This window comes from Mycobacterium sp. 155, assembly GCF_000373905.1.
Taxonomy (GTDB): Bacteria; Actinomycetota; Actinomycetes; order Mycobacteriales; family Mycobacteriaceae; genus Mycobacterium.
On record NZ_KB892705.1, the window covers coordinates 1594962 to 1607958 of the forward strand.

At 66.4% G+C, this 12997-nt stretch carries 8 protein-coding genes and 1 pseudogene; 3 read left to right on the forward strand and 6 right to left on the reverse strand.

Going from position 1 to position 12997, the window contains the following annotated elements; translation table 11 throughout:
- Positions 1-50 precede the first annotated feature (50 nt).
- Genes cydD through B133_RS0107425 form a run of 3 tightly spaced genes read left to right on the forward strand, consistent with a single transcriptional unit; the run spans position 51 to position 3736 of the window.
- Positions 51-1598 (forward strand): thiol reductant ABC exporter subunit CydD, encoded by a 1548-nt coding sequence (gene cydD, locus B133_RS0107415; protein WP_026256099.1) that lies wholly within the window; start codon positions 51-53, stop codon positions 1596-1598.
- Positions 1585-3117 carry an ATP-binding cassette domain-containing protein gene (locus tag B133_RS0107420; RefSeq protein WP_018600107.1) on the forward strand — a complete coding sequence of 511 codons (1533 nt, stop codon included), beginning with the start codon at positions 1585-1587 and terminating at the stop codon, positions 3115-3117. The genes cydD and B133_RS0107420 overlap by 14 nt, the downstream gene beginning before the upstream one ends.
- A 10-nt stretch (positions 3118-3127) precedes the next feature.
- Positions 3128-3736: a DUF4190 domain-containing protein gene (locus B133_RS0107425; protein WP_018600108.1), complete on the forward strand. Its 609-nt coding sequence runs from the start codon at positions 3128-3130 to the stop codon at positions 3734-3736.
- A gap of 7 nt (positions 3737-3743) precedes the next feature.
- Here the strand turns inward: B133_RS0107425 and B133_RS0107430 are convergent, their stop codons facing one another.
- The 6 genes and pseudogenes from B133_RS0107430 to B133_RS0107455 form a co-directional block, all read right to left on the reverse strand.
- Positions 3744-4610, reverse strand: a complete 867-nt coding sequence (locus B133_RS0107430; RefSeq protein ID WP_018600109.1) for an acyl-CoA thioesterase II — start codon at positions 4608-4610, stop codon at positions 3744-3746.
- Between the two features lie 17 nt (positions 4611-4627).
- Positions 4628-6046, reverse strand: a complete 1419-nt coding sequence (gene pyk, locus B133_RS0107435) for a pyruvate kinase (RefSeq protein WP_026256100.1) — start codon at positions 6044-6046, stop codon at positions 4628-4630.
- A gap of 27 nt (positions 6047-6073) precedes the next feature.
- Positions 6074-7576, reverse strand: coding sequence for a glutamate synthase subunit beta (locus tag B133_RS0107440; protein WP_018600113.1), 1503 nt, complete (start codon positions 7574-7576; stop codon positions 6074-6076).
- Positions 7569-12036 (reverse strand): annotated as a pseudogene (gltB, locus tag B133_RS22510) (glutamate synthase large subunit). Before gltB ends, B133_RS0107440 begins: the two are co-directional and overlap by 8 nt.
- Positions 12037-12117: 81 nt before the next feature.
- On the reverse strand, positions 12118-12531 hold the full coding sequence (locus tag B133_RS0107450) for a DUF2752 domain-containing protein (protein ID WP_018600117.1): 414 nt from the start codon (positions 12529-12531) through the stop codon (positions 12118-12120).
- Positions 12521-12964 carry an NINE protein gene (locus tag B133_RS0107455; RefSeq protein ID WP_026256101.1) on the reverse strand — a complete coding sequence of 148 codons (444 nt, stop codon included), beginning with the start codon at positions 12962-12964 and terminating at the stop codon, positions 12521-12523. Before B133_RS0107455 ends, B133_RS0107450 begins: the two co-directional genes overlap by 11 nt.
- Positions 12965-12997: the final 33 nt, after the last annotated feature.

Sequence of the window (12997 nt, forward strand, 5' to 3'; positions counted from 1 at the left end):
ATCTCTGGCGCGCCCTCGGCATCCGCGGCGGTACGGGATCCGGCACGGCCCTGCGCCGCTACCTCGTGGCCGCGGTGGCGTGTGGTGTGGTGATCGCCGGCAGCACCATCGCGTCGGCGGTGGTGCTGGCGCACCTGGTCGCCGGAATTGTCGTCGCCCCGAACTCCGGTGCGCGGTGGGGCTCGTCGCTCGTCGCACTGGGCGTGGTCTGGACCGTCCGGACCGTCGCGCAATGGTTGCAGGGCAGGCTCTCGCAGCGCGGTGCCACCGCGGTCATCGGCGAATTGTCCAGCCAGGTCCTACGTTCGGTGACAGCGCAGTCACCACGGCAACTGACGGCCGACCGGGCCGCGGCCGCCGCGGTGGTGACGCGCGGCCTCGACGGCCTGCGACCGTATTTCAGTGGCTATCTGCCGGCCGTGGTGCTCGCCGCTGTCCTTACTCCGGCGGCTCTGGTGGTGATGGCATGCTACGACCTCCAGGCCGCGGCGATCGTGATGATCGCGCTCCCACTCATCCCCGTGTTCATGGTGTTGATCGGGCTGCTCACGGCGGAAAGGTCGGCGGCCGCGCTGAGCGCGTTGACCACCCTGCAGAGCCGGCTTCTGGATCTGGTGGCCGGAATCCCCACTCTGCGCGCCCTCGGCAGGGCCGGAGGATCGGTCCAACGCATCGCCGAACTGTCTGCCGCACATCGGCGTTCGACGATGGCGACACTGCGGATCTCGTTCCTGTCGGCATTGGTCTTGGAACTTCTGGCCACGCTCGGGGTGGCTCTGGTGGCGGTCAGTGTCGGTCTACGGCTGGTATTCGGCGATATGACACTGGCAGCCGCCCTGACCGCGTTACTGCTCGCGCCCGAGGTCTTCTGGCCGCTGCGGCGGGTGGGTGCCGCATTCCATGCCGCGCAGGACGGTAAGACTGCCGCAGAGGCAGCCTTCGAGCTGTGTACACCGGCCACCCGGCCGAACGGTAGCCGGATCCCGGCGACGGCAGCACCCACGATCGAGGTCGACGGACTCGACCGCACGATCGAACCGGGGCGCGTCACCGTCCTGACCGGACCCAACGGCGCCGGGAAAAGCACGGTACTACAGGCGATTCTCGGCCTCACCGACACGCCGAGAGTGCTGGTGGACGGCATCGCGGCCACCGAACTCGATCTGAGCGCCTGGTGGCGGCAGATCGCGTGGCTGCCGCACCGCGCGGTGCTGATCCCCGGCACGGTTCGCGCCAACCTGGAGTTGCTCGGCCCGCTCCCGGACCTCGAGGGTGCCTGCCGTGCAGCAGGATTCGACGAGGTCTACGACAACCTGCCAGACGGGTTGGACACAGTCGTCGGCCGCGACGGGGTCGGCCTGTCCCTAGGGCAGCGGCAACGGCTCGGGCTGGCCCGCGTGCTCGGATCCCCGGCCCCGGTACTGCTACTGGACGAGCCCACCGCGCATCTCGACGCCGAGCTCGAGGCCCGGGTCCTGGCCACGATCGCGGCCAGGGCCCGGACCGGCGCAACGGTGGTCGTGGTCGGACACCGAGATCCGGTTCTGGCCATCGGCGATATCGTTCTCACGGTGAGTGATTCACGTGTTCGGTCCTGACCCGCTGCTGCGGTATTCCGTGCGACTGCTCCGTCCCCGGGTCGGACGGCTGGCGCTGGCAAGCATGCTCGGTGTCCTTTCCCTCGGCAGCGCGCTGGCGTTGGCCGGGATCTCAGCCTGGCTCATCACGCGGGCCTGGCAGATGCCCCCCGTGCTCGACTTGTCGGTGGCCGTCGTCGCAGTCCGCGCTCTGGGTATTTCCCGGGGGCTGCTCGGCTATTGTCAGCGACTGGCATCACACGACACTGCACTGCGGGCGGCGGCCAGCGCCCGCACCGGGCTGTACCGCCAACTTGCGGACGCCGCCGCAGATGACGTGATGCGCATGCCCAGTGGTGAACTGGTGGCCCGAATCGGTGGATCGGTCGACGATCTGGCCGAGGTACTGGTACGCGCACTGCTGCCGATCGTGGTGGCCGTGGTGCTGTCGGGTGCCGCGGTCGGCGTCATCGCGGTGATTTCCCCTTCCGCAGCAGCGGTGCTCGCCGTCTGCCTGCTGATCGCGGGTGCAGTTGCTCCGGCTGTGGCGGCCCGCTCCGCAGCCACGGCCGAAGCTGTTGCCGCACAACATCGCTCCCAGCGGGACACGGCAACGATGTTGGCTCTCGAATATGCCCCGGAGCTACGGGTCAGCGGACGCCTGGACGCAGTGATCGCCGAGTCCGAACGGCAGCACCACTCGTTGGGCCGCGCCGTCGACCGGGCCGCGGCCCCCGCCGCCGTGGCCGCTGCCATGCCCAGTGCCGCGATCGGTGTGAGCGTGCTGGGCGCTGTGATCGCAGCAATCGCGTTGGCACCGACAGTCGCGCCGACCACCTTGGCGATCCTGATGCTGCTGCCGCTCTCGGCATTCGAGGCGACCACCGCACTTCCGGAAGCCGCCTTGCAGCTGAGTCGGTCGAGGATCGCTGCACACCGGTTGCGGGAACTGACCGAGCCCGGGGAGAACACTCGGCGACGTCCCCCCGCCCGATCGGTGAATCTGGAACCGGGGGCGCGGCTGGCGGTCATCGGCCCGAGCGGTTCGGGCAAGACGACGCTGTTGATGGCGATCGCCGACCGCTACTCCGAGAAGCCGCAACGCGCAGCATTTTTCGCAGAGGACGCGCACCTGTTCGACACCACGGTGCGCGACAACCTGCTGGTGGCCCGGGGTGACGCCACTGACGACGAACTGCTGGCAGCTCTGTACCGCGTGGGTCTCGGAACATGGTTCGCGGCGCTTCCCGACGGGCTGTCCAGCGTCCTCGCGGGCGGAGCCGCTGCGGTGTCAGCCGGCCAGCGCAGGCGGTTGCTACTGGCCCGCGCGCTGATCTCCAGTTTCCCGATGGTGCTGCTCGACGAACCGACCGAGAATCTCGACGCGGCCGACGCCGAGCGCATCCTGACAGAACTGCTCGTCCCGGACGGCCTGTTTCCCGCGGACCGGACCGTCGTTGTGGCCACGCATCATCTGCCGGCCGATGTCGATTGCCCGACCATCCGCTGTCCCGAACTGCAGTACCTGCCCGGCGGGTAGCCTCACTCTCATGACCGATGCGCGCGACGGTGCCAACGAGTCGGACAAGCCCGTCGCACCGGGCGCACCACCGGCGCCACGGATACCGTACGGGCCTTACCCGGGCCCCTACCCACCCCCGTACGGCGCCTATCAACCTCCGCCGCCCTACGGGGGTGGCTATCCTCCGCCGTCGTACGGCGGCTATCCCGCGCCGCCCCCGGTTCAGGTTCCACACGGACTGGTCGGTCCCCGCAACGGTCTGGGTATCGCCGCACTGGTGACGGCCATCGTCGGGCTGGTACTGGTGTGGTCGGTCGTCGGGGGTATCGCGCTCGGACTTGCCGCGATAGTCATTGGATTCGCGGCGCGGGGTAGGTGCAAACGCGGTGAGGCCGACAACATGGGCATCGCCACCAGTGGCATCGTGCTCGGAGTCATCGCCGTGCTGGTCTCGATGGTCTTCATCTGGATCTGGATCAGCGTGGGACAGCGCTGGTACGACGAATTCGGCGGCCACGAATACATGGACTGCATGCGGCGGGCCGGCAGCGATCGCGCCGCTCAGCAACAGTGCGAGGACGCCTTCCGCGACCGGCTAGAAACCGGCCTCGGCGTCACCCCGAATTCGACGCGCTAGAGCCGCGTCACTTCGACGCCGGGAAGTATTTGACGATGCCTTCCTGCACGACGGTCGCCAACAGCTGTCCCGACTCGTCGAAGAAATGACCAGTACCCAGGCCACGGGACTCGGCGGCCACCGGCGAGGTAGTGGAATACAGCACCCATTGGTCGAACCTGATGGGACGGTGAAACCACACCGAGTGGTTCATCGTCACCGCGAAGATGCGGTCGAAGCCCCACGACAGCCCGTGCGTGGTGATGATCGAGTCGAGCACAGTGGTATCCGACGAGTACACCAGGGCCGCCGCGTGCAGTACCGGGTCGTCAGGCATGGTGCCCTCGGCCTTGAGCCACACCCGGTTGTGTGCGAGCCGCTCCCCTTTATCCCGCATCACCCACGCCGGATCGTTGGTGTAGCGCCACTCGATCGGCCGCAACGCGTTGACGAACAGCGGCACGGTCTCCTCGTAACCCCGCAGCAGCTCGTCGATCTTCGGCAAGGTGTCGGGGTGCGCAACATCAGGTGCGGCCACGCTGTGTTCTAGGCCGCGCCCGGCATTCATGTAGGAGAGCATCACCGTCGTCAGCAGTTGACCGCCCTGCATGACATCCACCCGGCGATTGGCGAAACGCTTCTCGTCGCGCAGTCGCACGACGTGGAACTCGAGATCCTTCTCGGGGTCACCGCCGGCGATGAAGTGGGCGTTGAGTGCACTTGGCTGTTGCTTGTGCTCGAGCGACCGTCCGCCGGCGACGAACGCCTGCGCGATCATCTGGCCGCCGAACGTCCGCACCGGGTTCTTACTCGGATGCGTCCCGACGAAAAGGTTGTCGTCGGCGCGCTTGAGGTCGAGAACCGCCAGCAGCTCCTCGAAATCCGAGTGCGACACTGCGCCGCTTTCCTCGCCTAGACGTCTTCCTCGCCGATGCGGTGCACGTGGATCAGGTTTGTGGAGCCTACTGTGCCAGGAGGGGCACCTGCGACGATGACCACCAGTTCGCCGCGTTTGTACCGACCGAGTTCCAGCAACGATTTGTCGACCTGCCGGATCATGTCGTCGGTGCTGGTCATCTGCGGGACGATGAACGTCTCGGTCCCCCAGGTCAGCGCCAGCTGGCTACGAACCTCGGGCAGCGCGGTGAACGCCAGGACCGGCAGCGGCGTATGCAGCCGCGCCAGTCGGCGGACCGTGTCCCCGGACTCGGTGAACGCGACCAGCGCCTTGGCGTCCAGCCGCTCACCGATGTCGCGCGCCGCGTACGAGATGACGCCGCGCTTGGTGCGCGGGACGTGCGTCAGCGGTGGCACGACGACAGAATTCTCCTCGACCGCATGGATGATGCGGGCCATTGTCCGCACCGTTTCCAGCGGGTACTTGCCCACCGAGGTCTCACCGGAGAGCATCACCGCGTCCGCACCGTCGAGCACCGCGTTGGCCACGTCGGATGCCTCGGCCCGAGTGGGCCGCGAACTGTCGATCATCGACTCCAGCATCTGGGTCGCGACGATGACGGGTTTGGCGTTCTCCCTTGCCATCTGGATCGCGCGCTTCTGCACGAGAGGCACTTCCTCCAGCGGCAGTTCCACACCCAGATCACCGCGGGCCACCATGATCGCGTCGAATGCCAGCACGATCGCCTCGAGGTTCTCGACGGCCTCGGGCTTTTCCAGCTTGGCGATCACCGGAACCCGACGGCCGGCGCGGTCCATCACCTCGTGCACCAGCTCGACATCGGCTGGCGAGCGCACAAACGACAGGGCGACCAGGTCGACGCCGAGCTGCAGCGCGAACTCCAAGTCTTTGATGTCTTTTTCCGACAGTGCCGGGGCCGAGACATTCATGCCGGGCAGCGACATACCTTTGTTGTTGCTGACCCGGCCACCCTCGGTGACCTTGCAGATGACGTCGTTGCCTTCGATGCTCTCGACGGTCAGACCGACGTTGCCGTCGTCGACAAGTACCCGATCCCCCGGTGCCGCGTCCTCGGCCAGTCGCTTGTAGGTAGTCGACACCCGGTCATGGGTTCCGGCGCAGTCGTCGACGGTGATCCGCACAGTCTCGCCGGTCGCCCAGACCGTCGGCCCATCGGCGAAGCGACCGAGGCGGATCTTCGGTCCTTGCAAGTCGGCGAGGATACCGACGGCCTGACCGGTGATGTCGGAGGCTGCCCGTACCCGACGGTAGGCGGCCTCGTGATCCGAATAGTCGCCGTGGCTGAAGTTCAGCCGAGCGACATCCATGCCAGCTTCCACCAGCAATCTGACGACGTCTTCAGTGCCGGTAGCCGGACCAAGGGTACAAACGATCTTCGCGCGTCTGTTCACGGATTCAGAGCATAGTCGTTAATCGATTCAGACGACGGCCAGCGGCAGAGCACCGGGACGCACCGGCGCGGGCAGGTCAGAGTCACCCATCAGATAGGCGTCCACCGCATGCGCTGCGCTGCGGCCTTCGGCGATGGCCCACACCACCAACGAGGCCCCGCGGTGTGCGTCACCACAGACGAATACCCCCGGTGCATCGGTCTGCCAGTCCGAACCGCACGACAACGCGCCGCGCCGGTTGAGCCGCAGGCCGACATCGTCGAGCAATGCCATGTGCTCGACACCCTCGAATCCGATCGCCAACAAGGCCAGGTCGCACGGAATCTCCAGTGATTCGCCGACCGGGGTGATCTGTCGTCGGCCTTCGGCGTCGCGGGTGACCCGCACCTCGGCGATCTCCAGCGCCCGCAGGTGCCCTTCCTCGTCGCCGACGAACCGCTGGACTGCCACCTCGAAGTGACGGGCTCCGCCCTCCGCGTGCGCCGGTGACGTTCGTAACACCAGCGGCCACGTCGGCCACGGGGAGAGAGAAATGTCACGCATTTCGGGCGGTTCGGGGTTGTAGTCCAACTGGGTCACCGACTTTGCCCCTTGCCGGTGCGCGGTGCCCAGACAGTCGGCACCGGTGTCGCCGCCACCGATGATGACCACATGCCGCCCGGCGGCCGATATCGGTGACGGTCCGTCGCCTTCACATTCCCGGTTGGCCGGCACCAAGTGGTCCATCGCCAGATGCACACCCGCAAGTCCGCGTCCGGGCACGTCGTAGTCGCGGGCCCGCAGGGCGCCGACGGCCAGCACGACCGCCTGGTACCGAGCCCGCAGCTGCTCGACGGTCAGGTCGACACCGACCTCGCACTCGGTGACGAACCGGGTTCCCTCGGCCCGCATCTGAGCCAGCCGCTGATTGAGGGTCGCCTTCTCCAGCTTGTACTCGGGGATGCCGTAGCGCAGCAGCCCACCGATCCGGTCGTCGCGTTCGTAGACAGTGACATCGTGGCCGGCCCGGGTGAGTTGTTGTGCCGCAGCCAATCCCGCGGGGCCGGAGCCCACCACCGCGACACTCTTGCCGGTAGTGACGGCGGCGGGCTGCGGCTGGACCGTGCCATCCATCCAGGCTTCGTCGGCGATGGTCTGCTCGATGCGTTTGATCGTGACGCTGCCGCCGGTCTGCTCCTCGGCGATCGACAAGACGCATGCTGCCTCACAAGGCGCCGGGCACAACCGCCCGGTGAATTCCGGGAAGTTGTTGGTGGCATGCAGCCGGTTGCTGGCCGCGTCCCAGCGGCCGCGCCGCACGAGGTCATTCCACTCCGGTATGAGGTTGCCGAGTGGGCACCCCGCAGTTCCTGAGTGGCAGAACGGGATACCGCAGTCCATGCAGCGTCGGGCCTGTTGGGACACCTCACCGGCGCGCTCGTGCGGATCCTGCTGTTCGTATACCTCACACCAGTCGCCGACGCGTTCGTCGACGGGGCGTTTGACGGCCTCGACCTTGGCTACTCGCAGGAACCCAGTTGGATCAGCCACGGCTGGCCTCCATGATCGCGTTGTCGACATCGCGGCCCTCGGCCTTGGCCATCCGGGTGGCCTGTAGCACGCGCTGATAGTCGGTGGGCATGATCTTGGTGAATTGGGTACTGCGCCTTGGCCAATCGGACAACACCGACTTGGCCACCGTGCTGTCGGTGTGTTCGGCGTGCCGGGCCACGACTGCGTGCAGCCAGGCGAGGTCCTCGGGTTCCAGGTTCTGCAGTTGCACCATCTCGGTGTTGACTTTCGCAGGATTCAGGCCGAGCACGTAGGTGATACCCCCGGACATGCCCGCTGCCATGTTGCGCCCGGTGGGGCCCAGCACCACTACGCGGCCTCCGGTCATGTATTCACAGGCGTGGTCGCCGACCCCTTCGACAACAGCCAGCGCGCCGGAGTTACGTGCGCAGAATCGCTCCCCGACCCGGCCGCGCAAGAAGACCTCACCGGAGGTGGCCCCGTAAAGCACGGTGTTGCCGGCGATCACGTTGTCCTCTGGTAGGAACAGCACGTCGTCGGGCGGCCGGACGATGACTCGGCCGCCGGAAAGTCCCTTGCCCACATAGTCGTTGGCGTCGCCGATGAGGTCGAGAGTGACGCCGCGCGGCAGGAAGGCGCCGACCGACTGCCCGGCGGATCCGGTCAGGGTGACATGGATGGTGTCGTCGGGTAACCCGGTGGCACCGTAACGGCGAGTCACTTCAGAACCCAGCAGGGTGCCGACAGTACGGTTGACGTTGCGGACCGGCAGTTCCAACCGGACTGGGTGGGCGTCTTCCAGAGCGCCCTCGGCAAGCTGGATCAGCGTGCGGTCCAGAGCCTGCTCCAGTCCGTGTTCTTGACCGCGCAAGCGGCGGCGCTGGGTCAGCTTGGCGCCGTGCGCGTCGGTGGGCAGCGCAAAGATCGGGCTCAGGTCCAGACCCCGGCTCTTCCAGTGCGCGACGCCCGGTACGGTGTCGAGCACCTCGGCGTGGCCGATCGCCTCGTCGATGCTGCGGAAGCCCAGTTCGGCCAAGTAACGGCGGATGTCTTCGGCGATGAAAGTGAAGAAGTTCTCCACGAACTCGGGCTTGCCGTTGAAGCGGGCTCGCAGTTCAGGATTCTGGGTCGCCACGCCGACCGGGCAGGTATCCAGGTGGCATACCCGCATCATGATGCAGCCCGCCACCACCAGCGGCGCGGTTGCGAAGCCGAACTCCTCGGCGCCGAGCAACGCCGCCACGATGACATCGCGTGCGGTGCGAAGGCCGCCGTCACACTGCACGGTAATGCGATCACGTAAACCATTGAGCACCAACGTCTGCTGTGCATCGGCCAGACCGATCTCCCACGGTGCCCCGGCATGCTTGAGCGAGGTGAGCGGCGCCGCGCCGGTACCGCCGTCATAGCCGGAGATCAGCACCACATCGGCGTGCGCCTTGGAGACGCCGGCCGCGACGGTACCGACCCCCACACTGCTGACCAGCTTGACGTGGATGCGCGCATCGGCGTTGGCATTCTTCAGGTCATGGATGAGCTGCGCGAGGTCCTCGATGGAGTAGATGTCGTGGTGCGGTGGCGGTGAGATCAGTCCGACACCAGGCGTGGAGTGCCTGGTCTTGGCGATCTCCGGGTACACCTTATATCCCGGAAGCTGGCCGCCCTCACCAGGTTTGGCGCCCTGAGCCATCTTGATCTGGATGTCCGTGGCATTGACCAGGTAGACGCTCGTGACGCCGAACCGGCCCGACGCGACCTGCTTGACCGCGCTGCGCCGGAGCGGATCGTAGAGCCGCTCGACATCTTCACCGCCCTCACCGCTGTTGGACCGGCCGCCGAGCTTGTTCATGGCGATGGCCATGGTCTCGTGCGCCTCGGCGGAGATCGAGCCGTAGCTCATCGCGCCGGTGTTGAATCTCGTGATGATCGATTCGACCGACTCGACTTCATCCAGAGGCACGCGCGCACGCAGCCCCTGCTTGAACTCGAAGAGGCCACGCAGCGTCCCACCGTCGCGCGACAGCCGGTCGACCTCCTCGGAATAGCGGGCAAATATGTCGCGCCGGCCGGTCCGGGTCGAATGCTGCAGCAAAAAAACCACTTCCGGAGTGAACAGATGCAGTTCGCCTTCCCGCCGGAACGCGTACTCGCCGCCGACCTCCAACCGGCGGTGCACACGTTCGGTCGGGTTCTCCGGGTAGGCGCAGCGATGACGCAGCTTGACTTCCTCGGCGAGCACATCCAGGCCGACACCTCCGAGCTGGCTGGTGGTGCCGGTGAAATACTCCTCCACCAGCTGGTGGTCGAGTCCGATCGCCTCGAAAACCTGTGCCGCGGTGTAGGAGCCAACGGTGGAAATACCCATCTTGCTCATCACCTTCACCACGCCCTTGCCAAGGGCCCTGACGTAGTTGTGCACCGCGGCCGCAGGCTCGATACCGGTCAGCTCACCTTCGCGGATCAGGTCCTCGATCGACTCGAACGCCAGATAGGGGTTGACCGCGGCCGCGCCGAACCCGATGAGCATCGCGATGTGGTGGACTTCGCGGGCGTCACCACTTTCCACCACCAGGGCCACCTTCGTGCGGTCCTTGGTACGGACCAGATGGTGATGTACCGCCGACACCGCGAGCAACGATGGGATCGGCGCGCGGGTGTGGTCGGAGTCACGGTCGGAAATCACCAGGGTCCGAGCGCCGTTGGCGATCGCCTCGCTTGCCCGCAGGCGTAGGTCCTCGATCGCGTCGGCCAGTCCTTCTCCGCCGCGTTCGACCTCGTAGAGACCGCGCAACACGGTCGAGCGCAGACCGGGATGTTCCCCGTCATCGTTGATGTGGACGATCTTGCTCAGCTCGTCGTTGTCGAGAACCGGCCACCGCAGCAGGATCTGACGGCAGGACGCGGCACCGGGCTCCAGCAGATTCTCCTCGGGCCCCATCACCCGGGACATGGAGGTGACCACTTCCTCGCGAATAGCATCCAGCGGCGGGTTGGTCACCTGCGCGAACAGTTCGACGAAGTAGTCATACAGCAGCCGGGACCGCGAGGAGAGCACGGCTGTCGGCGTATCGCTACCCATCGACCCGAGCGGCTCCCCGCCCGACGCCGCCATCGGAGTGAGCAGGATGCGCAGCTCTTCCTCGGTGTACCCGAAGGCGATCTGCCGCCGGACCACCGATTCGTGGTTCGGCTGCAGGCGAGTGCGATCAGGCAGGGCGGCAAGGTCCAGCAATCCTGCGTGCAGCCACTCACCGTACGGTTCGGCCTGGGCCAACTGGTCCTTGATCTCGTCGTCGGAGACGATGCGGCCCGCGATGGTGTCGACGAGGAACATCTTGCCGGGCCGCAACCGGCCCTTGGCGACGATCTCCCCCGACGGCACATCCAGCACGCCGCTTTCGCTGGCCAGGATGACGCGGTCGTCAACGGTGCGCCACCACCGGCCCGGTCGTAAGCCGTTGCGGTCCAACACCGCTCCCACCAACGACCCGTCGGTAAACGTCACGCAGGCCGGACCGTCCCACAGTTCCATGAGTGAGGAGTGGAACTGCCAGAACGGCCGTTCCGCGGGATCCATCGTGATGGCGTTCTCCCACGCCTCGGGAATCATCATCAGCACCGCATGCGGCAGGCTGCGGCCGCCGAGGTGGAGCAGTTCGAGTACCTCGTCGAACGAAGCGGAATCGGAGGCGTCGGCCGTGCCGATCGGTGACAACCGGCTCAGGTCACCGGAGATGTACGCAGTGGCGAGCTTCGCTTCGCGGGCGTACATGCGGTTGCGGTTACCGCGAACCGTATTGATCTCGCCGTTGTGCGCGACGAACCGGAACGGGTGAGCCAGCGGCCATGATGGGAAGGTATTGGTGGAGAACCGGCTGTGCACGATCGCGATGGCACTCCGACAGTATTCGTCGCGCAGATCCGGAAAGTATTGCGGCAGCTGCACTGTCGTCAGCATGCCCTTGTAGACCATCGTGCGGCTGGACAGGGACGAAAAGTAGACGTCCGAGCGCTCGGCACGCTTTTGCAGCGGGTAGACGCGCCGGTCCAGGTGGATTCCGCCGGGCCGGGCACCCTCAACTTCGGGCGCGGCGACGAACAACTGCGCCATGTACGGCATACAGCTCAGCGCCGTTATGCCGATACCGGCACCTTCGGGGTCGACCGGCACCGCGCGCCAGCCCAGAACTTCCAGGCCTTCCTCCGCGGCGATGGTTTCGACCCGCTCGCGCGCTACCTGTCGGGCCACGGGATCCTGCGGCAGAAAACAAATTCCGGCGGCGAACGTGCTGGTGCCGTCGGCGGCGGGCGCAGGCAGAGCGAAATCCACCCCGTGGCTCAACAGTTCGACCGGCAACTGCAGCAGGATGCCTGCGCCGTCGCCCGTGAACATCGGCGATCATCGCCACACCACAGGAATCGGCTTCGTTGGCAGGGTCGTACAAACCCTGAGCGTTCGGCAATACCGAGAAGAGCACGGGGATTGCATCTCCACAGTCCGGAACATCCTGGCTCCGGGACTGCACCGGCCCGAGCATGGGTGTATCAGTGCAGGTCAGCTATCCGCCGACGAATGTCGGGACCAACGGGAAGCCCGGGAGGTTTCGGACCACGGTCCAAATGATGGCAGTGATCAGGATCGTGACGATGGCAGGCACCGGAAAGAGTGGCTTGCCCAGGCGCCACCGCACCAGAATCCAGGCGGCCAGTAGCGGAAGCCCCACGAGAGCGAACGCATTGTCGACGACGGCTGCACCCAGGTCTGCGTGCAGCACATCGTGCGTCATCCGCAGACCGCCGCATGCCGGGCAGTTCCAGCCGGTGATCAGCTTGAACGGGCATGTCGGGAACAGGAATCCGGGGCGATGCGGATCGGCCACACCGGTATAGGTGACAGCCCCGGCCAGCACGACGCCGGCGCCGAACGCACCGTAGCGCCTCGCCCTGACGCTGAGTTCCGAGCTAGGTCCCATCGCGCAGCGGACGTCCGTTCGGGTCGCGGACCTTGTCGGTGAAGATGAGGATCGCATCGATGATGCCCCAGATCCAGGCGCCGATTCCGCACGTCAGGATGCCGACGACGAGTTGGATCACGCCCATGGTGGTGTCGCCGAGATAGATGCGGCCAATCCCCACGAGGCCGAACAAACCCAACAACTGCAGCAGCCCGGCGGTGGTCTTCGATTTGTCCGAGAACGGCTCCCCGGTCAGCGGATGACGTCCGTATGGAGCGGCCGGATCGACATACATCGGCGGCGGATAATAACCCTGGGGCTGCTGTCCGTAGCCAGGCGGCGGGTACCCGGGCGGGGGCGCATAGCCGGGCGGCGGCGGGTATCCGGCAGGCGGCGGGAACGGCGGTACCGAGCCTTCAGCACTGGCGCCGGGATCCGGGCGATCGGTCATGCTCTCAGCATGCCAGAACATGACCCAGCTGAG